General features: G+C 70.0%; 17 protein-coding genes and 4 pseudogenes. 10 read left to right on the top strand and 11 right to left on the bottom strand.

Translation table 11 applies throughout. The annotated features are described in order from the left end of the window. Positions 1-17: 17 nt before the first annotated feature. The 6 genes from J7E88_RS27000 to J7E88_RS26980 form a co-directional block, all read right to left on the bottom strand. A complete protein-coding gene (locus tag J7E88_RS27000) occupies positions 18-1196 on the bottom strand; it encodes an MAB_1171c family putative transporter (RefSeq protein WP_215185557.1) in 1179 nt (392 codons plus the stop codon). Further along, complete coding sequence (locus J7E88_RS26995; RefSeq protein ID WP_251023265.1) at positions 1186-1614, bottom strand: hypothetical protein; 429 nt, start codon at positions 1612-1614, stop codon at positions 1186-1188. The genes J7E88_RS27000 and J7E88_RS26995 overlap by 11 nt, the downstream gene beginning before the upstream one ends. Positions 1615-2119: 505 nt before the next feature. Then, a complete protein-coding gene (locus J7E88_RS26990; protein WP_308307623.1) occupies positions 2120-2557 on the bottom strand; it encodes a hypothetical protein in 438 nt (145 codons plus the stop codon). 117 nt (positions 2558-2674) lie between these two features. Next, entirely contained in the window at positions 2675-2872 is a 198-nt protein-coding gene (locus J7E88_RS26985; protein WP_215185555.1) for a DUF6463 family protein, read from the bottom strand. Further along, entirely contained in the window at positions 2838-2960 is a 123-nt protein-coding gene (locus J7E88_RS36835; RefSeq protein WP_285427600.1) for a hypothetical protein, read from the bottom strand. Before J7E88_RS36835 ends, J7E88_RS26985 begins: the two co-directional genes overlap by 35 nt. Before the next feature lie 26 nt (positions 2961-2986). Beyond that, on the bottom strand, positions 2987-3487 hold the full coding sequence (locus tag J7E88_RS26980) for a DUF3995 domain-containing protein (RefSeq protein WP_215185553.1): 501 nt from the start codon (positions 3485-3487) through the stop codon (positions 2987-2989). A gap of 62 nt (positions 3488-3549) precedes the next feature. Here J7E88_RS26980 and J7E88_RS26975 point away from each other — a divergent pair, with 62 nt between their 5' ends. The 3 genes from J7E88_RS26975 to J7E88_RS26965 all read left to right on the top strand — a co-directional run bounded on the left by J7E88_RS26975 (position 3550) and on the right by J7E88_RS26965 (position 6773). After that, positions 3550-4146: a TetR/AcrR family transcriptional regulator gene (locus J7E88_RS26975; RefSeq protein WP_215185551.1), complete on the top strand. Its 597-nt coding sequence runs from the start codon at positions 3550-3552 to the stop codon at positions 4144-4146. Positions 4147-4633: 487 nt separating this feature from the next. After that, positions 4634-5824: an NAD(P)/FAD-dependent oxidoreductase gene (locus J7E88_RS26970; protein ID WP_215185549.1), complete on the top strand. Its 1191-nt coding sequence runs from the start codon at positions 4634-4636 to the stop codon at positions 5822-5824. Between the two features lie 10 nt (positions 5825-5834). Beyond that, a complete protein-coding gene (locus J7E88_RS26965; protein ID WP_215185547.1) occupies positions 5835-6773 on the top strand; it encodes a sigma-70 family RNA polymerase sigma factor in 939 nt (312 codons plus the stop codon). A gap of 477 nt (positions 6774-7250) precedes the next feature. On the opposite strand, the gene J7E88_RS26960 is transcribed toward J7E88_RS26965, so the two are convergent. Continuing rightward, positions 7251-8423 (bottom strand): M64 family metallopeptidase, encoded by a 1173-nt coding sequence (locus J7E88_RS26960; protein ID WP_308307622.1) that lies wholly within the window; start codon positions 8421-8423, stop codon positions 7251-7253. Between the two features lie 469 nt (positions 8424-8892). Between J7E88_RS26960 and J7E88_RS26955 the strand changes: the two genes are divergently transcribed. The 3 genes and pseudogenes from J7E88_RS26955 to J7E88_RS26945 form a co-directional block, all read left to right on the top strand. Then, entirely contained in the window at positions 8893-10353 is a 1461-nt protein-coding gene (locus tag J7E88_RS26955) for a helix-turn-helix transcriptional regulator (RefSeq protein ID WP_308307629.1), read from the top strand. 278 nt (positions 10354-10631) lie between these two features. After that, positions 10632-11582 (top strand): amidohydrolase family protein, encoded by a 951-nt coding sequence (locus J7E88_RS26950; RefSeq protein ID WP_215185541.1) that lies wholly within the window; start codon positions 10632-10634, stop codon positions 11580-11582. After that, positions 11482-12036 (top strand): annotated as a pseudogene (locus J7E88_RS26945) (transposase); the annotation flags it as partial. The gene J7E88_RS26950 and the pseudogene J7E88_RS26945, both read left to right, overlap by 101 nt. A gap of 36 nt (positions 12037-12072) precedes the next feature. Here J7E88_RS26945 and J7E88_RS26940 read toward each other — a convergent pair. Further along, on the bottom strand, positions 12073-13644 hold the full coding sequence (locus J7E88_RS26940; RefSeq protein ID WP_215185539.1) for an ISL3 family transposase: 1572 nt from the start codon (positions 13642-13644) through the stop codon (positions 12073-12075). Between the two features lie 50 nt (positions 13645-13694). On the opposite strand from J7E88_RS26940, the pseudogene J7E88_RS26935 reads away from it, so the two are divergent. The 4 genes and pseudogenes from J7E88_RS26935 to J7E88_RS26920 all read left to right on the top strand — a co-directional run. After that, positions 13695-14444: pseudogene (locus J7E88_RS26935) on the top strand (IS256 family transposase); the annotation flags it as partial. Between the two features lie 79 nt (positions 14445-14523). Beyond that, positions 14524-15111, top strand: a pseudogene (locus tag J7E88_RS36245) (IS5 family transposase); the annotation flags it as partial. A 131-nt stretch (positions 15112-15242) separates the two neighbouring features. Continuing rightward, a complete protein-coding gene (locus J7E88_RS26925; protein WP_215185537.1) occupies positions 15243-15782 on the top strand; it encodes a hypothetical protein in 540 nt (179 codons plus the stop codon). A 143-nt stretch (positions 15783-15925) separates the two neighbouring features. Beyond that, positions 15926-16555, top strand: a complete 630-nt coding sequence (locus tag J7E88_RS26920; protein WP_215185535.1) for a hypothetical protein — start codon at positions 15926-15928, stop codon at positions 16553-16555. Positions 16556-18170: 1615 nt separating this feature from the next. Here J7E88_RS26920 and J7E88_RS26915 read toward each other — a convergent pair. The 3 genes and pseudogenes from J7E88_RS26915 to J7E88_RS26905 all read right to left on the bottom strand — a co-directional run. Next, entirely contained in the window at positions 18171-19241 is a 1071-nt protein-coding gene (locus J7E88_RS26915) for a tetratricopeptide repeat protein (RefSeq protein ID WP_308307621.1), read from the bottom strand. A gap of 2 nt (positions 19242-19243) precedes the next feature. Continuing rightward, positions 19244-20608 (bottom strand): 26S protease regulatory subunit, encoded by a 1365-nt coding sequence (locus J7E88_RS26910; RefSeq protein ID WP_215185531.1) that lies wholly within the window; start codon positions 20606-20608, stop codon positions 19244-19246. Between the two features lie 360 nt (positions 20609-20968). Then, positions 20969-21506 (bottom strand): annotated as a pseudogene (locus J7E88_RS26905) (DUF6192 family protein); the annotation flags it as partial. Positions 21507-21541 lie beyond the last annotated feature (35 nt).

Below are 21541 nucleotides of genomic sequence, written 5' to 3'. Positions count from 1 at the left end.
TGAGCGCGTCGTCCCCGTCAGAGCGACGGCCGGAAGCCGGCGGTGACAGGCGACTGGTACGCATGGGCCACGTCGAGCAAAAATCTTCGCTCGTCGTCGAGGTCGCTGCCGCCCATCACCGGTGCGCTGAACGAAGGGGACTGCCGGGGCAGTCCCGCCGCTGCTGCACGCCGTGCCTCCCTGATGACGCATGCCAGCACCGCGGCCTGCGACGGCGGCCCGGCGGACGCCTCCGTGGTGGCCCGGCCGATACTCCTGAGATGACTTCGTGCCAGGTCGTGCGTGTCCGGTGCCATGTATTCGCCCAGCATCAGGATCGCGTCGCGCGTTTCGATGACCTTGCGGTACACGAGGAGATCACGGGGCAGCGGCGGCCACAGCAGTTCCACCCACCGTGTGGCACGCGGCCGGTGCAGGGCGACCTGCGGCACGGACTGCACCAGGTCCCGCCACAGCGGCCACAACTGCCAGGCGGCCGACATGTCGGCAACGGTCCGGCGCAGCAGGTAGAGCGTCGGGAGCAGGACGGCCGCCGCGCGCAGCACACCGTGCATGTTCATCATCAGTGGCAGGTACGGCAGCTGCCAGACCGTCCCGAGCAGCGCCTTCAGGAGGTAGCCGACCCAGACGAGACCGGCCAGTGCGGTGCCGAGACCGAACAGCCGCAGACCGGCGGCCAGTCCGGGATTCTCCGCCCGTCGGCTGTAGCGCCAGCAGACGAAGACGCAGACGGTGTTCGCGACCAGGTGGGCGAACATCAGGGTGAGCCAGTAGGAGAGAGGCGGCACCGGGTCGCCGACGGGAGGAATGCCGTGCCGCCCGTGCGGAGGTGCGACCACATCGAGCACAAGCATGGAGCCCAGGAGCACGACCGTCGCGCCGCTTGAGGCCAACTGCCACTTCCGGCCGGTCGTGGTGCCGCAGACGAAGTACAGCACCGCACCTGCCGAGAGCACCCCGATCAGATTCCGTACGAGGCCGACGGCATGGACCAGGTCGGCGTCGCGCTCGGCGAAGGCGATGACCGACGGCAGGTTGAGCGTCATAGCGGCAGCCGCCGTGGCCACGGCCAGCCACAGGCCGCGCTGCCGCGGGGAGTTCAGAGCGGAACGGGAACGCACCAGCACCGCGAACCAAAGAAGGAGCACACTGGGGACGGCGAGCCAGTCGCCGAACTCCGCTATGTCAGCCTGCATCGGACGACCTCACCCCCAGGGCGGAACCGAGCTTCTCCAGCGTTCCGTGAGGCTCCCTGCCAGGCATCTCGCCTGCCTTCGTACGGATCAGGCTGGCCAGCATCTCGGCCTCCTGCTCCTCGCGCGTGGTGTAGTCGGTGCGCCCGCGGACCACCGGAATCCCGTCGCCGCTCTCCTCGCCCTCGAGGAAGTTGTGGCCGAACAGGATGTGCCCGAGCTCGTGCAGGACGATGTGCTCCTGGTGCAGCCGCGACGTCCGGGCCTCGTAGAAGACGTAGTCGACGCTGTCCGTGCCCACCCACAGTCCGCAGACGCCGGACTGCGCGGCCTCCTCGGGCAGTGGATGCAGCTGCACGGCGCGGCCGCGCCGCTCGGCTATGCGGGTGCACAGATCGTCGAGGGAGAAGGGATTCGACAACTCCAGATGACTGAGAATCGCTTCACAGCGTTTGTGTAATGCGGCTTGCCCGTACGGCATGTTCTCCCCGTTCGAACCCCTTCTCGGGCAGCGTCGATAGGCAGGTGCGGAAACGGTCATGGTGTCCTGAGCCTTCCAACGGCGTCCGGGGACCTTGGTCCTCAGCGTGTCGGGCGGAGACCGCTCACCGTGGCGGCGGGCGGGCTCCTGTCATCCCTACAGACTGGCCGCGTACCTTGGCAAGGCAGGACAGGACCGGTGCTGTTGATCAAGCCATCACTCCTCGGAGGCTGTCGCGCGCTGCGGACGATGTGGGACCAGGTGCCGGCGTGAGGCTGACCCTTTGGAGTGGACACCCTGACAATGGATCTTGATGGTCCAGGGAGGGATGTCCAGGTAGGACGCAAGTCTCCGTATCCGCAAGAGTTCAGGAAGGATACCGTCGCTCTCCATCGCGCCGCAGGTGGCCAGCACACGAATGCGGCGGCGGCTGCTGATCTGGGTATCACCGCAGCCTCTCAGGATGACGCTCCATAGCGGGTGGCGATCGTGGCGGCGCGGTTGTGCAGGGAGGTACGCAGCCCCTGCGGGGCCAGGACTTGCGCGTGCGTGGCGTGCTCCGGCAGCCGATCGCGTTGCCCAGCTCTCTGGCGCCTGTGTAGCGGCCATACCGCAGGTGAGCGGGAATCTCACCGACGGCGCCCGCTCGGACGTCGGCCATGGCCTCGTCGCTCCCGACGATCACCGTGTTCGACTTCGGCACCATGGCCAGATGCACGGTGGCCTGCGCCTGGGCGAGGCGGGCCCCGGGCATTCCGATCAGCTGGACCGTCTGCGCCGCCGCGACGGCGGCCTGCAGCGCTGTGGAGTCGGCCAGCACGACGTCCTCACCGGCGTGCACCACCAGCCGCCGCGCGACGAACCACGGGTCCTCCCCGGCCACGAGCGTGCGGGCCAGGGAGTGCAGCGCGGCGCCTGAAGTCCGTCTGGTCTGAAAAAGAACCGGAAACGCCCGACAGGCAGCAGAACGGGCCTCGATTCCATGAGCAATTCCAGGTGATCACGAGCACCGGCTCTTCCTCGCACTGTCCCGCCGGGCCGCGATCAGGGCCAGCAACCCGAGCACAATCAGTCCGGGTGCGCCGGAGACGGGATAGAGAATCTGCAACGGCACGCCGATGGCGAGCAGATACCAGCCCAGCTGTGCCGGGAGTCTGCCGGTTTCACGGGTGCAGGCCGCCGTCGCGGCGGCCTGCATTGTTCCAGAATCCGTCGCGGGCCACGTCACCGAAGGCGCTGGAGGCGATCAGCGCGACCACGAAGTGCACTGCGGTCAGTCCGATCACCAGTCAGGGAATCAACCGGGTCATCGTCAGCTTCCTCGATTCGTCGGGTCCTTGAGTCTTTTGATGACATGGCGCCGATCTGGGCAGCGAGGGACACGAGTGGCGGCAGCGACGCATGCCGTCAGCCCCCCAAGCGCCAGACACAGCGGGGAGTACAGCGCCAGGTCCCAGCGGGTGAAATCGGTCGGCCGGCCGGTCAGAGCGGAGGAAACCAGACCAACCGCCCCTCGCAGAAGCAGCACGCCTGCGACGCCCCATACGCCCTGGCGCACCACACGACGTGGCCCCACCTGCGCGACCAAGTCCGCCCGCGCCGCGACCACATAGGACGCCGCCCCGAGCGCCGCCGCGACTGCCGCCGTCAACTCCGGTGTGGGCAGGTCGGCTTCAGCGACCCCAACGACCGTACGGGCGAACTCGGCACGGTTGGCCAGTGGCCAGGGAGAGAAGGTCCAGATCCCGTGCAGTGCCCCGACCGCGCCGAGGCCGAATGCGGCCGTCCCACCAGCGAGTTTCGTCAGTGTCATGCTGCTCCCCCAGCTATTTCCGTACACCCCTGTATGGCGTGACCATACAGTATTGTACGGACATGGCTAGAAGGCACCTCACCCCCCAGGACTGGTCGACCGCGGCGCTGCGCGCGATGGCACGCGGCGGAGTCGCCGCAGTGTCGGTCAACGCACTCGCGGGCGAACTGGAGGCAACACGGGGCAGCTTTTACTGGCACTTCAAGGATCGCGATGCGCTGCTGACGGCCGCGCTGGAGGTGTGGGAGCGGGACGACACCACAGCGCTGATCGCAGAGTTGGGCGATATCACCGATCCCCGGCAGCGGCTGACGGCCCTGTTCACCATCGCGCTGGGGCAGGAAGACATCAAGGACCTGGAGCCCGCGATCGTCGCCCACGCCGATCACCCCGCCGTCGCCCCGGTCCTGCGCCGGGTCACCGAGCGGCGGATCGCCTACCTCACCGATCTCTACACCGAACTGGGCCTGGACACCGCCGCGGCCCGGCGTCAGGCAGTCGCCGCGTACGCTGCTTTCCTTGGATGGCTCGAACTGCGCCGCTCCGCCTGCGACATCGTGCCCGAAGTCGCCGCCACCGGCACCACCGCCACCCTCGCGCTCGAGCACCTCGTCACCGGGCTGGCCCGATCCGACATGGACCAGGCGGAGCCAGAGTAAAGCGCGCCACCGTCCCCGATCACCCCGCGACTGAACGAGATCAGACACTGCGTCATCTCATGGCTCCTTGTCCCGGCGGCCTCCTCGGGCCGCCTCTCACCTCAGTCCTCCCAACTCCACATCAGCCGATGTCACGGCGCCTGGGGGTCGACGATGAGTGAGCGGCTATTTGCCGAACCGACTTCCGCGAGGACGAGCGCGGCACGATCGGCACCGCGATGCGGCTATGGCGCGAGCGTGCCCTGGATTCAACCTCAATTGCGGCGGCTCATTTCCTCACACCTGGAATGGTGCTGCCGATCGATGGTCGGCCGTCTCGATCCATGGTTGGCCAGCGCCCCGTTTCGACTGCCCAAGGCGGGCCCAAGCGCCTGTCGGAGGCTCAGCCGCCCGTCTCGGTTCGGTGACCTGCCTCACACCAGGCTTCTGTCAGCAATCGGGGCGCCGTCTCGTTCAAGGGGCACGCGAACGAGACAGGAGCAACGCCATGAAGCACCGCATCGTCGTACTCGGCGCCGGATACGCCGGGGCCTTCGCCGCCGGAAACCTGGCCCGCCGGCTCTCCCCCGCCGACATCGAGATCACCGTCGTCAACGCCGTGCCCGACTTCGTCGAGCGGATGCGGCTCCACCAGCTCGCGATCGGCCAGGACCTCGCGGTCCGCAAGCTCGCCGACGTGTTCGCCGGTACCGGGGTGCGGCTGCGCCTGGCGCGCGTCACCGGCGTCGACCCCGAGCGCAGGACCGTCGCTGTGACCGGCGAGGACGGCGACGGCGAGCTCGCGTACGACACGCTTCTCTACGCGCTCGGCAGCTCCGTCGCCCACCATGGCGTCCCCGGCGTGGCCGAGTTCGCCTTCGATGTGACCGGCCGGTCCTCGGCGCTGCGTCTGCGCGAGCGCCTGGCCGGCCTGGGCGGGGGCGGCACCGTGCTGGTCGTCGGTGAGGGGCTGACCGGCATCGAGACCGCCACCGAGTTCGCCGAATCCCGGCCCGACCTCTCGGTCGCGCTCGCCGCCCGCGGCGAGCCGGGCGCCTGGCTCTCCCCGAAGGCCCGCCGCCACCTGCGCCAGGCCTTCGACCGGCTCGGCATCACCGTCCACGAGCACACCGACATCGAAGCCGTCGAGCCGACACGGGCGATCGCCGCCGACGGTAGGTCCATCCCGGCCGACGTGACCGTGTGGTCGGCCGGGTTCGCCGTGCACCCCATCGCGGCCGCCGGCGGCCTGGAGGTCGCCGGGACCGGCCAGATCGTCGTCGACCGCACCATGCGCTCGGTCTCGCACCCGGACGTCTACGCCGCCGGTGACTGCGGCTACGCGATCGGCGAGAACGGCCGGCCGCTGCCGATGTCCTGCGCCTCGGCCGGCTTCACCACCATGCAGGCGACCGCCGCGATCATCGCGCGCCTGACGGGCAGCGAGGTCCCGACCACCGGGCTGAAGTACCACGGCAACCACATCAGCCTCGGGCGGCGGGACGCGATCTTCCAGATGGTGGACGGGGACGCCCGTTCGAAGTCCTGGTACCTGGGCGGCAAGGCCGCCGCGCGGCTCAAGTCGGGCGTGCTCAAGGGGGCCGGGTGGGGCATCGCCCACCCGACCTTCGGCATGCCGAAGCGCAAGCGCCGCCTCGCCACCGCACCGGACCGGTCAGGTGTACGGGTCGCCGCATAGCCTGTTCCGCATGGACAGCGTCTCCATCGATCGATTCGAGGCCAGCCGTGGCCGGCTGGCCTCGCTCGCGTACCGGCTGCTCGGCTCGGCGGCCGACGCCGAGGACGCCGTGCAGGACGCGTTCCTGCGCTGGCAGGCCGCGGACCGGGAACGTATCGAGGTGCCGGAGGCGTGGCTGACCAAGGTCGTCACCAATCTCTGCCTCGACCGGCTCCGCTCGGCGCAGGCGCGCCATGAGCGCGCTGTCGGAGACTGGCTGCCCGAGCCACTCCTCGAGGGCGACCCGATGCTCGGCCCTGCCGATACCTTCGAGCAGCGCGAATCGGTGTCCTTGGCTGTACTGACCCTCATGGAGCGCCTCTCGCCGGTCGAGCGGGCCGCTTACGTCCTGCGCGAGGCCTTCTCGTACCCTCACACCGAGATCGCCGGGATCCTCGACATCACCGAGTCCGCGAGCCAGCAGCATGTCCACCGGGCCCGACGCCGGGTCGCCGCCAAGCGCCGCGGCGGCGACGAGGTGGACCCCGCGTCCGCGCGCCGGATCGTAGAGGAGTTCCTCGCCGCCGCCACGTCGGGACGCACCGAACGGCTGGTGGCGCTGCTCACCGCCGACGCGACCGCGGTCTCGGACGGCGCCGGACTGGCCAGGCGGCTGCTGCGGTACAACACGCGCGAGCGCGTCGCCTCCTACGTACGGGCCGGCTTCAAGCCCACGCCGGCGAAGCGGCGGCTGGCCGGCGGCTCCCCCGCGATCCATATCGCGCTGGTCAACGGCTCCCCGGCCGTCCTCGCCGTGATCAAGGACCGGATCGTGGGCGCCGTGGCGTTCGAAATATGCGACGGCAAGGTGGCGTCCCTGCGCGGCATCGCCGCCGCGGACCGGCTCGCGCGCCTCAACGCGGCCTGGCGGCAGCACGAGCCCGACGCGCCGGTCATCAGCGCATGGTGATCAGAGCCACCGGAATCCAGTGACCTGAGCCGGAGCGAGGACGGCATCCCTTCGCCCCCGCGCCGCACAGCAGCGCGGTCTCCCGAATCAGACTCGGTCATGCAGTTCAGATCCCCGATGACCAACTATCGGTCGACACAATGGCCAGCTGTGAATCGTCACGGAGGGCTGACAAGGGCGGATCCGAACGCCCCTGGCCACCCATCGCTCGAAGTCACAAACGTCAGCAGGAAGCGGCCGGCACGAACGCCGCATGGGCGTGACACGCGGCAGCGCCGAGTCAGGTTTCATCCGCAGCATCGACGACGCAGTGGACAAGTTCTACGCGCGGGTGGTCGCTCACACTCCGGTCACTGAAAGCGTCAAACGCGGCGCGCTCAGCACGGCAGGCACCCAGGACGGGTGGGTGATGCACCGCGCCGCCGCCGGTGCGGCCCATGGGCATGCCGGCGGCGGCTCGCGTCGCGGTGAGGCGCCTCACCCGCGGACGGTCCAGCTGACGCTCGTGGACGTCGCCTCGGCCGTCCGCGGGTCGCGGACGGCCGCCGTGGCGTCGGTGGCCTTCGCCGTCACGGTGTGGGCCCGGCCGTCGGGGCGGACGCCGAGCTGGGCCGCCACGACGTGGGTCCTGCCGGCGGCCTTGCGGACCTCCACGCCGTCCACGTACCACCGTAGCCGTACCGCTGACAGGCCGTCCCCGGTCAGAGCGGCGAGCGACACCCGCAGTGCAGTGCCGCGGCGCACCGGCTCGGCGGTCGGCGTCAGCTCGGTCAGCAGGTTCGCCTCGCGGTAGAAGCCGGCGATCATGGCTTCGCGTCCCGGAAGGTTGAAGTGGCTCGTGTTCAGCGCGCGCATGATCGAGTTCTCGGTGGGGCGGTAGATCCCGAGCGGGTGGTAGTAGGAGCCCTCGTACGTCCCGACCGTGCCGCCCGACGGGTCGGCCTCGCCCAGCCACCGGTACCACTTGGCCCGCTTCTCGCGCAGCTGCGTCTCGTCGTGGACGGTGGCGTTGGCCTCCGCGGGTTCGGCGTCCGGCCAGCTGGCGTATCCGGGATACGTGTACTCGTCAGCCAGCAGGCCGACCGAGTGCGCGATCTCGTGTGCCGCGATGAGGCTCGACTGGGCGTTGTCGGAGGAGAGGGTGGAAAGGCCCGTGTAGCCGAGGGAGTTGGAGAGGTCGAAGTAGCCGGCGCCGCCGTACTTGGCGGAGTTGGCGACGACGATCACAAGGTCGGCGTCGGGCGCCTTGGCCGCGTAGCTCTCGGCCTTGTCGAGGTCGGTGCAGATCAGGCGCTCGGTGGAGGCGCACCAGAAGTAGGACGCCAACGCGGTGTCCCGCACGTCGGAGGGTCCGTTCTCGCCGGAGATCCCGGACTCGTTGGAGACCGCGTCGACGGTCCACACGTTGAACAGGCCCTGGTAGCTCCTGTACGGCTCGATGGCCATGACGTCCGCCCACCGTGCCGCCGCGTCCTCTCGGAAGTCGCCCTGCCGGTCCGCGGTGTAGCCGTCGCCGACGATCACCACGTCGAGGCGGTCGTCCACGTGGCCGGTCCGGGCCAGTGCGCGGACCGTGCCGTCCGCGGTGGTCTCCGCGGCCGTCAGGCCGCGCCGGGCCTTGGCTATGCGCTGAGGGGCGTTGGGGGACACCTGCGTGTACGCGCCCTCGGCTCCCGACTCCGGGAAGTACTCGACCGCACGGACGGAGCACCGGACGGGGCGGGGGCCGCGACGCCGGCTGCCGACTCCGTGCCGGCCGCGGCCGGGGAGACGGCAGCCGCGGTGACGAGGGCGCCGGCGACGATGACCTTGCCGGCTCGAGCGGACATGCGCATGTGTCGTTCTCCGAACGGGGAGGGGATACGGCGGCGGGCAGGTACGTGACGAGCAGGAGTTAAACAGGGATGTAAATATGCTTAACTTGCGGCACAACATAGGGTCTTCCGGCTGGTCTCCACAAGAGGCCCACGGGCGGGCAGACTTGCGGCTCAGGAACGGACATCCCAGGCGGACGGGACCTCACCGCCGAGGACGCGGCGACCGGAAGGCAGCCACAGTGGCGAAGGACAAGAGCGGCCCCGCGCGGGAGACGTCCGCCCCTACCCCCCAGGCCCGTGCGATCGGCGAGCGCATCCAACGGCTGCGCGCCGAGCGCGGCCTCACCCAGCGCAGGCTCGCGGAACCCGCCTACACCGCCGCATACGTCTCGACCCTGGAGGCCGGCCGCGCCCACCCCTCCGAGGCGGCGCTGCGCCACCTCGCCGAGCGCCTCGGCGTCACCACCGACGAACTGCTCACCGGGCGTCCCGCCCACCTCTCCACGGCTATGCGCCTCCAACTGACCGAGGCCGCCCACACGCTCGCCACCCGCACGGCCGAGGAAGCCGCCTGCGTCTTCCGCGACGTGCTCGTGGAGGCCGAGCGGAACGATCTCGTGGACGAACGCGTATCCGCCCTGCTGGGCCTCGGCCAGTGCGCGCTCGACACCGGGGCCCTCGACGAGGCTCTGGCGCACTACGACGCGGCCGACGCCCTGCTCCTCGCAAGCGGGGCGCCCTTGCCCCGGCGCGCCCCGGTCGTCCGGGGCCGGGCCGTGGCGCACCTCCTCTCGGGCGAGATCCGGTACGCCTGCTACCTGCTGGAATCGGCGATCGACGAGCTCAATGCGGCCGGGCTGCACGACCCGGACGCCCTGATGCTCCTCTACGCCGCGGTCACGGCGCCGTACCTGGACATGGGCGCCCACTCCCGCGCCGCCCACGCCGCCGAACTCGCCCTGGCCCTGGCCCCGCAGGTGCAGGACGCGGGCCTGCTGGCCCGGATGCACCGCTCGGTCGCGCGCACCCTGCTGTCCGAGGGCCGTATCGCCGAGGCGGACTCCTCCCTGGCCAAGGCCGCCCAGCTCTACCAGCAGCTGCAGACACGCACGGAACTGGCGCACTGCCACTGGATGCGCGGCTACCTCCATGCCCAGAACGGCCAACTGGACGCAGCCGAACGCGAATTGCGCACAGCCCGTGGCATCCTCGTCCAACGCCGGGCGACGCTCTACACCGCTCAGGTCGAGGTGGAACTCGCCGACGTGCTGCACCGGATCGGCAAGGGCGACGAGGCCGCCGCCCTGCTGCTGAGCCTTCTCGACCAGCTCACCCCGGAACGCGGGACCGTGCACTCCGCCGCCGCCCACCGCCTTCTCGGCCGGATCGCGGAGGAGTCGGCACGCAAGGCCGGCACGGGGTCCGCGCGGGACCGCCAAACGGCGACGCACGAGGCGGCCAAAGCGGCCACCGGGGACGGGGAGTCCACTCAGGCGCGGGACACCGCGGCAGTCGCCCGGGCCGAGAGCCACTACCGCACGGCGCTGTCCCTGCTGGAACGCTCCGGCGCGGCAGGGGACCTCGCGGACGTCAGCCGTCTGCTGGGTGATCTGCTGCACCGGACAGGCCGCACCGAGGAGGCGCTCGCCGTCTACCGCACCGGCCTCGCCCGTCGCGCGGCACCGGGCACCACCACCCTCGGACCGCCCCCGGCCGACCTCCCCTTCCGCCGGGAGACGGACCCGGCCGGGCAACGGCCCTGACGACCGATCGCACGACGCTCGTCGCCTGACGGCGCCCGATGAGCCTCACGCGTCGCGGCACCGCAGCGCCCCCCGGCCTGGAGCGCCGCGCCCACCCACAGGGTCGGCGCGCCATCTGCGGACCGGGCGGCGGGCGTACGCCTCAGGCAAAGACACGCCGTCGCAGGCGGTCCCGGTCGCCCTGCCCGAAGGGGGCATCGGCGGACTGGAAGACGACGTACGCCAGTTGACCCGGCTCTCCGAAGTCCTGGCCGCGCATTCCTGAACGAGGAGTACCGATGGACACCCTGATCACGGCCGGGCGCGTGGTGACCGGGCCGCACGGCCGCCTGCTGGCGGACGGCGCGGTACTGGTCCGCGGCGGCGTCATCACGGACGCCGGGCCGCGCCGCGAGGTGGAGTCCCGCGCCCCCGCGGGCGCCGCCCGCCACGACCACCCGGACGGCACGCTGCTGCCGGGGCTCGTCGACGCGCACGTCCACCTCGCCCTGGACGCGGGACCCGACCCGGTCACCGCGCTGTGCGAGGCGGACGACGCGTCCGTGGCCAAAGGCATCGCGGAACGGGCGCTCGGCCTGCTGGACGCGGGCGTCACCACCGTGCGGGACCTGGGCGACCGGAACGGACTGGTGACCGCGTTCCGCGACGCCGTCGCGGCCGGCCGGCTGCGCGGTCCCCGCGTCCTGGCGGCCGGCACCCCGCTGACGGGACCGGGCGGACACTTCTGGTTCCTGGGCGGGGAGGTCTCCGGCGAGGACGCCATCCGGGAGCTGGTCCGCCGCAACGTGGAGCGGGGCGTCGACCTCGTCAAGGTGATGGCCACCGGCGGCGGGATCACCAAGGCAGGCCCGCCGATCTGGGCACCCCAGTTCACGGCGCGGAGCTGCGGGTCGTCGTGGAGGAGGCGGCCCGCGGCCGGACTGCCGGTGGCAGCGCACGCGCACGGCACCGAAGGCATCATCGCGGCAGTGGCGGCCGGGGTGAGCACGATCGAACACTGCACCTGGATCGACCGGGACGGGTTCCGGCTCGTCGACGACGTCGCAGGCGAGATCGCCGCCCGGGGCATCCGCGTCTGCCCGGCGGCCAGCCCCGACTGGCGCGGCTCGGGGCGCTGCCAGGGGGCGGATTCGGGTTGCCGATGGACGCGGGATCGGCGAGACCCGGTTGACCTCATCGCGGTCGAGGCGGGCCGGGTCTGGAGGCCCCACTCGCGCAGTTCGCGGTAGCGCGGCCCGTTGGCAGCTGACCAAGCGGCTGCTGGAGTCCGCCCTGGAGGGCGAGATCGCCGACCATCTCGGCTATGACAAGCACGATCCCGCGGGGAAGGACGGCGGCAACTCCCGCAACGGCAAACGCTCCAAGACGGTCCTGACCGAGGTCGGGCCGGTGGAGACAGCCGTGCCCCGCGACCGGGACGGCTCCTTCGAACCGAAGATCGTCAAGAAGCGGCAGAAGCGCCTGACCGGTGTCGACGAGATGGTCATCTCGCTTGCCGCGAAGGGCCTGACCACCGGTGAGGTCCAGGCCCATCTCGCGGAGGTCTATGGCGCCGAGGTGTCCCGGCAGACCATCTCCACGATTACCGACACAGTCCTCGAGGGCATGGCCGAATGGCAGAACCGGCCTCTCGACGTCGTATATCCCGTGGTCTTCATCGACGCCATTCACGTGAAGATCCGGGTTCTGTCGACGATCTTGTGATCTGGAGGGTCCGGCTCATCGTGCGAGCAGGACGCGTTTGCGAAGGAGATCGAGGCCCGCCCGGCCGAACATCTGGCGTTTGAGCATCTTCAGCCGGTTGATGTTGCCCTCGACGGCGCCAGAACTGTAGGGCAGGGACAGGCCGTTGCGGACGGCGTCGAGATCACGGCGGAGGTTGCGGGCGAAGGACGCCAGCGGGGCCAGAGTGTCCTGTTCGGCTCCTGTGATCCAGTCCTCGAGGCGGTCGCCGTGGCGTCCGGTCATCATGGCGGCGAACCTCCTGACGTGCAGGGTGAGCCGGTCCAGGTCCGTATCGCGTTCGCGTAGGCGGTGCAGCTTGTCGGCGTTCTCGTCGCTGAGGTGTTCGGGGTGGGTCATGATCCACGAGGTGACCTCGCGGACCGAGGGAGGCTTGGGCCCCGGGACGGGTGCGTGTCCGCGCCCGGTTCGGTAGCGCCGCAGGTGACGTTGGACGGCCAACTCTCCTCCGGGATAGCCGAGTTCCTGGATCTCGCGGTGGAGCTGTGCGGCGTTTCTGGCACCTTCGTTCCAGCGTCGGTGCAGGTAGCCGATGTACGGGTCGACGATGTGCGCTCGCTGGAGGCTCTTGGCGACGACATCGTCGGCGGAACGGGCGTCGACCAGCTTGCGGACGGTGGCCTGGTGCAGCCCGAGTTTCCGGCCGATCGCCGCCTTCGACATCCCTTGCGCCCACAGCTCATGGGCGACGGCATGCTGCTCACGCAGCCGGGTCACGATCTTTGGCTCCCGCGGTGGCTGGACCACCTCTGGCTCCGCCTCCGGTGCTCCGAGGGTGCCGGCGTCGCCGGGAGGCGGCTCGGTCAGGCGGGAGCGATGGGCGTTGACTGCCTTCTCGACGGCCTGGCCGAGGTTGGCCCACAGGTGATAGCGGTCGGCGACCTGCTCGGCCTGGGGCGCCCCGATCCGTGCACCCTCGCCGTAACCACTCGAGCGGTCCCGGCAGATGACCTTCACCTCAGGGTGGTCGCGCAGCCAGGCGGCCAGGTCCTCGCCCTCGCGGCCGTCGAAGAGATGAAGCGGACGGTGGGTGGCCATGTCGATCAGGACCGTGCCGTAATGGCGTCCCTTGCGGAAGGCGAAGTCGTCCACGCCCAGCACTTCCACGTGGCCGACATCGGGCTCGGGCAAGGCCCTGACCAGCCGCAGCAGCATGTCCCTGCCCACGCAGATGCCGACCGCTGCCGCCAGGCGGGCTCCTGCCCGGCCGGCCAGGGCCAGGCCGATCTGCGTCAACACCCCACGCAGCAGCGGGGTATGGCGGCTGTGCGGGGTGGTCAGTCCCTCGATCTGCTCGGCGAACGTCACCGCCGAGCAGGCGGGATTCTCACAGCGGAAGCGGCGAATGCATAACTCGATCACGACTCCGAGCCCGCCCACGGCGACATCACGCAGCCGGCGTACATACCGGCCGTGCACCCGTGCCGAGCCTTTGCCGCACCGGCAGGCCACGGTCGTCGCTCGCGCCCGCGTCCTCAGAACCACCTTGTCCGGCCGCCGCTCGACCTCCTCGATCAGCAACGCGGACAGGTGCGGAAACAGCTCCAAAAGCACATCACAAGAGCACGCGATGCATGATCGCGAACAGTCGACACGACCCGCTCGACCGTCCGCATCACAAGATCGTCGACAGAACCAAGATCCGCGACGGCGCGGTCGCCAACCGGCCCATCTACGTGGCGCTGGCCGTCACGGTCGAAGGCCGGCGAGAGATTCTTGGGCTGTGGGCGGGCGACGGCGGCGAAGGTGCCAAGCACTGGCTGCACATCCTCACCGAAATCAAGAACCGCGGCGTCCAAGACGTGCTGATGCTGGTCTGCGACGGGCTCAAGGGCCTGCCCGAGGCAGTGGAGACGGTCTGGCCGAAGACGATCGTGCAGACCTGCGTGGTGCACCTGCTGAGAAACTCCTTCCGCTATGCCGCCCGCCAGGACTGGGACAAGATCGCCAAACTCCTCAAGCCCGTCCATACGGCCCCGACCGAGGAGGCCGCCCTCGAACGGTTCGCCGAGTTCGCCGACGCCTGGGGCAGGAAGTATCCGGCGATCGTGAAACTGTGGGAGAACGCGTCGGAGGAGTTCACTCCGTTCCTGAGGTTCGACACCGAGATCCGCCGGATCGTCTGCACCACCAACGCGATCGAGTCGGTCAACGCGCGCATCCGGCGGGCGGTCAAGGCCCGCGGCCACTTCCCGAACGAGCAGGCCGCCCTGAAGTGTGTCTACATGGCCATCATGTCGCTCGATCCCACCGGCAAGGGCCAGGCCCGCTGGACCATGCGCTGGAAGACCGCGTTGAACGCCTTCGACATCACCTTCGACGGCCGGCTCTCAGCGGCCCGTCAGTAACCATCAACCGCCCCAGTTACACCGCTCGTTTGACAGACCCCTCATTTGGCGTGATCGTTCGTTGAACCGTGCATGACGGATCTCGTTGAGCGGCTGGGTACGGGACGAGTTGTGGGTGTTATTCCGGCGAGTAGTGCCGGCGACGGAGGTGATACGTCCGCAGGGTGGAGGCCGGCGTCGGGAGATGACCGCGAGGCCCTGGCCGCGATCATCTTCGTAGCCGCCTCGGGCTGCACATGGCGGCAGCTGCCGCTGGGCTGCGGTCCGATGGCAGACGGTCTACCGGAGGTTCGCCCAGTGGAGCCGGGCTCGGGGCTGGGCAACGCTGCACCGTGCTCCTGGGACGAGCTCGGAGGGCGAGGCGAGCTCGACTGGTCACGGTGCGCGATTGACTCCGTCAGCCTCCAGGCCGCAAAAGGAGGCCACTGACGGGACCGAATCCGACCGACCGCGCAAGCTGGAATCGAAGATCCACCTCGTCACGGATCGGAACGGATTACCGCTGTCCCTGGGAATCTCGGGCGCCAAACTGCACGACAGTAAGGCTCTGGAGCCGCTCATGCGCGGTATCCCGCCCATCCGCTCACGCAGCGAGCCCCGGCGCCGACGGCCAGCGAAACTGCACGCCGACAAGGGCTACCGCTTCTCCCTGGCCTCCCGGCCAATTCACGGCACCCGGCCTTTCAGGGCTGGCCCATCGGGGCGGCCGCGGCCTGGCTGAGGACCGCTTCGCACATGCCGTTTGACAGCTGAGCTCAAACCCGCACCCGGGGCCAACTCCTGCGCTAGCGTGGCGCTTTGATGGACAAATACTTGACACTTGAGGCAAAGCGGGCGCTCTCTCTCGCGGGATGGAAGATCAGCGACAGGGAAGGCTGGCCCGGGCCGGAGGCTTCCTTCCTCGCTCGCAGCAGCCATTTCGGCAGGTCGTGGGCAGCCCCTGTGGTGTGTGCCGATCTGGGAGACAAGGAGCTCGGCGTTCTTCTGAGCGAGCTTGGCGAGCACTTCTCCTCGCAGCTCGAGCGCCGGAAGTTCGGGGAGGTGTTCGTCGTCGTGACCGACCCCGACGCACGAAGCCGCGAGCCTGACGCGCTCGGACACCATTCCCCCTGCTTCCTCGTGCAGACACCGGATCAACTGCCGTGTGAGTCGATCGATTTCCGGTCCCATCTGCACTGCCTCAAGACAATCTTCGACGAGTCGAGTGATGGTCTGGCCAGCTACTCCGTGCGGCCTCGCGAGAGGACGGAGCTGGACCCTCCCTTCCGGCACACCGCGCAGCAGACGCGAACTGAGCAGCTCTCACCGCGGCCGTCCTGTGCAAGGCGACCGCGGTGAGAGGCAGGACCACGAATCGAGCGCGGGGGAAGCCGGATGGCGCGCAGCGGGGATCGGCAGGCTCGGTGAGGGTGCGCCGTCGTCCCCGGCCGGTTCGAGTACGGGTGGGAAGGCTCCCGGAGGCCGGGGCGGAGCAGACACAGGTGGCAGGGCCGGAGACGGTCCGGCCGTGGCGGCAGCGGTTCGACTGGGCCCTGTACGCGACCGTCCTGTCGGTGCTTGTGGCGGCCGGCGGCCTGGCCTTCACCGGTGTGAGCACCTACTACGCCACCCAGGTCGCCATCGACCAGCTGGCCCAGTCCCGAGAGGACGCAGGGGTCAAGGAGCGGCGGCAGGCGTCGATGGTGTCCGCATGGTCGGAGCGGCAGACGAACGGCGGAATCAGCGGCGTGCTGGCGAACCGATCTCTCGATCCGGTGACTGCCGTCTACGTCAAGGGCACCGCCACGTCGCCCGGAGAGACGGACGGCCAGAGCTTCATCGTCCTGATCGAAACGCTTCCACCGTGCTCGATGATCTCCCTCCCGGCGAACGTCGTGGGACGCAAGGCGGACGAGTTCGCGGCGGATGCCCGGATCCGGGTGGAGACGATCTGGTTCCGTGATGCGCAGAGCCTGAAATGGCGGCGCCCAAGCGACGCACCTCTCACCCCCTCGGCAGGCCCTCAGGACCTTCCCGAATTCAGCGGAAACAACTCCAACGGCAACGATTTCAGCATCCGTCTCGCAGAAGCGGTGGCGGCCGCAAAGCCGATGGCCAAGTGTGGGGAGTGATCCGGCCTGCAACGGCGGGCCGGCCCGGGTAGGTCACGCGGTCCGCCCAGGCGACGGCGTGCGAGAGGGCGAGCGGGAGATGTCCGAACGCGGCAGCCAGGTCACCTTCGGCAGCATCGAGGAAATGGTCGGCGCCAGCGCCGGCCAGCCGGGAGCGGAGACAGGCGGCGGCTTCGGCGGGGTGGTAGACGTCGACACTGATGCGGCGGCGGCCGCCGCCGGTCAAGCGGGCCGCGAACGCCCCGCGCATCCTCCTCGGGACTGTCGCCGCTCGCCCCGGGCGCCGAGACCAGCCTCGCGGCCCGGGCGTAGAGGGTGACGACCTGCTGCATCTCACCCGCCGCCGGCCACAGCACCAGATCCGCACCGTCCCGCACAGCGGCATCGGCGTATGAGGCCGCGAGTTGAAACTTGCCCACCCGCCGCCGCCGGGCAGCACCTGCGTCAGTACCGCCGCCGAGCCGTCCGCGCGAGCGGCAGCGACCCGCTCCCGCAGCGCCGTGCGCGGCCGGAACGCCGACGCCGCCGCGACCGCGGCACGCGCAGGCGCGTACGTACGGGCGGAGGAGCCTGCGTAACCCACGGCGCCCCTCCCGGAGGGCCCGGTACCGACCTTCTGATCGACCGATCGTGCAGACAGGCAATCCAGGTCGCACACGAGTCGAAGACCCTGAGTGCCTGTGTTCAGTCCTGAAAGATCACCATCGAAGTCTGAGGGTCATGTGGCGGAGCGGTACGGGATGACGTTGGGGTTCTTCACGTAGCGTGCTGCGATCCAGCCTCGTGGGTTCTGGCCGGCTTTTGTACCAAACGTTGTTGCCCTTGACGCTCTGTCCTTTGGCTCGCAGTCGATCGTGATGGTCTGCTTGGGGCGGAGGCTGCCGACCACGGCGGAGCGGGTGACCGGTTGCTTGCGCACCCTCAGGGTTCTTGAAGACCGCTCTCCCGAGCCCGCGGGTCCTTTGGCACTTGCAGTCGGAATCGGCCTGCCAGTAGCGGCTGGCGTTGATCCGCCCATGTCGGAAGAAGGTGCCGGTGCCGGCAATGCGGTCGAACGTCGCCTTCGAGCTGGGCCCGTACGTTCCTCTTCGGCACGGGGAGGCCAGGCATGCGGCGGCGGTGCCGCTGACGAAGCCCGTGGCCATGCTGGTGCCGGAGAGCTGCGCCGATGAAGTCGACGGCCCGCAGCAGGACCTCCCCCTGCGTCACGTCCGGGGTGCTGCTCGCCATCGAAGAGGGTGTGGCAGTTCCCGCACGGGGGCAGGACGTTGCCGAGTTCGTGGAAGCAGCCGTAGGCGACGCGCCGGCGCATCTCGTCGACGGTCTCCGACCAGAACCGCCGACAGCACCAGCCCCGCGACCTCGGCCGCCTGAAGAGCGGGGGCAGGCGGGCCAGTTACGGATGTGCGCGACCTCGAGAGGGCGGGTGACACCGCATTTCAGGCAGGTGGCGCCGAAAATCCGGACGGTGGCCTGCACCAGGTACGGAAGGGTCTCGGGGCGCCCCGAGTCGCTGCTCATCCCTCCACCGTAGGAGCACCTCCGACAGGCGGTGACCACGGGCGGGCGACCAGGACTGCCCGCGGGCGGTGACACCTTTTCACGCGAGCACCGGTCACCGGGCCTTCCTGCGGTCGTACGCCATGGTCGACAGCGGCACCACCAGGCCGGCCCAGAAGAGGAACTCGGGCACACTGCGACCGGTCCACGGGATCTGGGAGATCAGCAGTGCGCAGAGCGTGGTCCACGCCGCCTGTCCCAGCACGATCCGGGCCCAGCGGCCCCGGCGTACGAGGGAACGGATGTTGAGCTGTACCCCGGTACGCATCCGGTAGTAGCGGAACAGCGCTCCGAAGCCCCAGATCGCAACCATGACCGTCAGCACCCAGAGACGGTTGCCGAGCGGTACGGGCAGCTCCCGCAGGGTCGGGTCCTTGGCCGTGGCGAAGAGGTCGATCATCGCTCCCGCAGCGACCAGACAGACGAGCGCGAGCCAGCGGGTACCCCGCAGCAGGCGGTACGTGGCGTGATCGAGGCCGCTGCGCAGCATCGAGGAATGGGGAGCGCCCGCCAGCCCCGCGGAGTACACCTCCGCGGCCCGGGCAGCGGTGACGTCCGGGGCGTTGGCCGTCGCATCGGTGTACATGGCCTGTGCCGTCGTATTGGAGGGGTCGAGGCGCAGCCATTCGACCAGGGCCCGCTTCGCGACGTCCTGACGCTGCGTGCGTACGGCCGCGAAACACAGGGCCTGGTGGGTGTCCGGCTCCTGCGGGGCGAGGCGCACGGCCTCGCGGGCCGCCTCGTACGCCCGCTCGTGATCGGCGGGCGGGGCTGACGGATGGGCCACGAGTACGCCGGACAGCGCGAAATGCGAGGACCACTTGTCGGGCGCCCTGCGGACGGCGTCCTCGGCCGCCGCCCGCGCCTCGGACTGCCTGCCCAGGCGGAGCAGCACCCGGGACAGCAGAATGAGCGCGCCGACGTGCCCCGGCGATATCCGCAGCATCTCGGTGGCGGCCCGCTCCGCCGGCTCGTACTCGCCGAGCTTCTCATGGGCGACGGCGAGCAGCTGCCAGGCCCATTCGTCGTCCGGAGCCTCGGCGAGGTGGCCGGCCAGCAAGGGCTTGGACTCCTCGAACCGCTCTGCCGCCTGCAGCGCACCGGCGCGCGCCAGTACCGGAGCCACGCTCACAGCTTCCGCCTCTTTTTCAGGTACGTCACCAGGTCGTCGTACATCCCGCCCTCGTTCGCGAACATCGCCACGTTCCGCGCCGCCGCGAACCACGGTTCGGTCGACGGGACCACGGCCTTCGCCGCGTCGAGCAGGTCCTTCGTGCCGATCATGCGGATCCGGCCGGTGCGGGCCGAGTCGAGCAGCGCGCTCTCGGCCGCCGAGGTGCACACATGGGCCAGGTCCGCGCCCGAAAGGCCGTCCGTCGCCCTGACGAGACGCCCCAGGTCGACTGCCTCGACGGGCCGTTCGCGCAAGTGGTAGCGGAGGATCGCGTCACGGGCGGAGGCATCGGGCGGCAGGACGAGCAGCGTACGGTCGAGCCGTCCCGGACGCCGAAGCGCGATGTCCACGTCCCAGGGGACATTGGTCGCGGCGAGGACGAACACGCCTTCGTTGGCCGCGGAGTCGATGCCGTCGAGCTCGGTGAGGAGCTGATTGACGGTGTTGCGCATACCGCTGTGGTGCGTCCGGCTGCGCTTGGCGCCGAGCGCGTCGAGCTCGTCGAGGAAGACGACACAGGGCGCCTGGCGGCGGGCGGTCTGGAAGACCTCGTGCATGTTGCGTTCGGAGTTGCCCGTCCACATGTCGAGGACGTCGTTGACGGACACGGACAGGAAGCTCGCGCCGAGTTCACCGGCGACGGCGCGCGCGATGAAGGTCTTGCCGCAGCCCGGCGGTCCGTAGAGGAGGAGACCGCCGCGCAGGCTCTTGCCGTACAGCTTGCGCAGTTCGGGGTTGCGCATCGGCGCGAGGAACGCCGCTTCGAGACGGTCCTTGACCTCCTGCATGCCGCCGACGTCCGCGAGCCGTACGGTGCCGGGACCGGTCACGTCCCAGGCATCGGCGTCCCCGGGGTCGCCGCTGCCGTCGGCGGCGAACGGGGGCTCGACGAAGCGGGGTTCGACGATGCCGCCGACCTCCTGCTCGGCCGCCCGCCAGTCGAATCCACCGACACGGCGGGCCGGTTCGTCGGAGGTGGCCGATTCCGCAGGCACGTCCGGCTCGACAGCGCCCGCCGATTCCACAGGCGCGGCCGACTCGGTGGACGTAAACGGACCCGCATCCCGGGCCGGAGACGCCGACGGCGCGGGAGCCGCCGGATTCTCCATCGCCCGCATCATCAACTTCCGCGCCGCCCCGTCCCCTGGCGCATGCTGCAACGCCGCCGCGGCCTCCGTCACGGCGGCGTCGTGCAGGCCCGCAGCAAGCAGCAACTCGGCGAGGTGCAGCCGCAGAGGAACGTCTTCGGGCGCCGCGGCGACGGCCGTGCGCAGGCTCTGTATCAGCGGGGGTTCCTGGGCTGGCGGCTCTTCCGGCATGATCCATGTCTACTCGGGACCCCAATGGGAGTCCAGGCAGGGCAGTGTGCGGTGGATCACCCCAGCGCCGATCCACCGCACACCGGCCACCATCACCCCAACTCGTAAACCCCCGGCGGCGTCTTCGCCGGATTCCCGGCCGGCACCGCGAGCACCATCCAGACCGCCTCGTCCAGCTGCGGATCCCAGATCGCGCACGTGGGCCGGGTGAGGCCCCCGAACCCGGCATCACTCTCCACACGATGGGGACGCCGACCGTATCCACCGAGCCCAGGGGCATCCTTCTGACCGACCGCCACCCCCTCCCCCTCGATACGCACCCGGACTGTGCGATCCCACCGACCACGACCTCCTCGGTCTTCACTCCGGCCTCAGGACACCGCCCATCTCCCCCGCCGCACGGTCACCCCCCACGATCGTGCGTTCGCCGTCGCTGAAGGTGTGGTTGCGCAGGGAGGGAACGATCCGGCCGACCGCCGCGACGAAGGAGTGGAAGGCGGTGACCAGGTCCAGGAACTCCATGCCCCGCTCGATGTCCCTCACGGCCGGGCGACGGAACTGGTGCGGTCGAAGTCCTCGCAGACTTGCCAGTGGCGTTCGTTGTGGGCATGGTTGACCTGGAACCGGGCAGTGTCGTCGCTCATCGCCCTGAACGCGCCGTCCGGCCTGCACAGCAGGCTGGTCGCGGCGGTCGCCGCGACCGACTCGTCCCGCCTGAACTCCTCCACCACCCGGACCTTGTCGTCGGGCGACACTTTGGCCGCGACCTGCGAACGCTTCAGGAAATCGGTGGTGACCTCCGCCGCGACCTCCTCGTCCCGGGCAGCGAACGGATCGCGGTGACCTCCTCCTGCGGCGTGATCAGCGTCTCGACCCGCTGTCCCACCCGCCGACTCGCGTCGTCCGTGCTCCAACGGGCCTTGCCCTCTGGCG

The sequence above is a fragment of the Streptomyces sp. ISL-10 genome (assembly GCF_018614575.1).
Classification (GTDB): Bacteria; Actinomycetota; Actinomycetes; order Streptomycetales; family Streptomycetaceae; genus Streptomyces.
Note: the sequence above shows the minus strand (reverse complement) of the source record. Positions and strands in the feature narration are given on the sequence as shown.